Origin of the sequence: Blautia sp. MSK18_10, from assembly GCF_020553185.1 — a bacterium.
GTDB classification, from domain to species: Bacteria; Bacillota; Clostridia; order Lachnospirales; family Lachnospiraceae; genus Blautia_A; species Blautia_A wexlerae.
In genome coordinates, this window is record NZ_JAJCGT010000117.1 from 1 (window position 1) to 779 (window position 779).

Consider the following 779-nt stretch of genomic DNA (forward strand, 5'->3'; position numbering starts at 1 on the left):
CTGCAGAAGGCTTGTCTTCTTGCCTGTGGGATCATTCCCAGGGAAGGACATACTCTGGGTGAAATACTGGAACGTCTTGGCAGTGGTTTTGTTATGCATTCTGAGGTAACAAATGTTCCCAAAGGTTCCGGTCTTGGCACCTCATCTATTCTTTCGGCAGCCTGTGTGAAGGCAGTGTTTGAATTTATGGGAATCGCATATACAGAAGAAGATTTATATGCCCATGTACTGGCAATGGAGCAGATCATGTCTACAGGAGGCGGATGGCAGGATCAGGTCGGAGGTATTACATCTGGTCTTAAATATATTACCTCCATGCCTGGGCTTCAACAGCAGCTTCAGGTAGCACACATAGAGCTTTCACCGCAGACAAAGAAGGAACTGGATGAGAGATTTGTCCTGATCTATACAGGGCAGAGGCGTCTGGCGAGAAATCTTCTCCGTGATGTGGTGGGGCGCTATGTGGGCAATGAACCGGACAGTCTGTTTGCGTTGGAGGAGATCCAGAAAACAGCAGTACTGATGCGCTTTGAACTGGAGCGTGGAAACGTAGACGGTTTTGCGAAGCTTCTGGATTATCACTGGGAACTGAGTAAGAAAATAGATGCCGGAAGCAGTAACACTTTGATTGAGCAGATTTTCAGCAGTATTGAGGAACTGGTGGACGGAAAGCTGGTATGTGGTGCCGGTGGTGGCGGTTTCCTTCAGGTGATACTGAAAAAGGGTGTGACAAGGCAGATGGTAGAAGAACGTCTGAAAGAAGTATTTATGGACAGCCT

At 47.8% G+C, this 779-nt stretch carries 1 protein-coding gene; it reads left to right on the plus strand.

All coding sequences use genetic code 11. From position 1 onward, the window contains the following. The coding region (locus LI074_RS17065) for a GHMP family kinase ATP-binding protein (protein ID WP_331463777.1) at positions 1 to 779 on the plus strand (779 nt) is incomplete at both ends.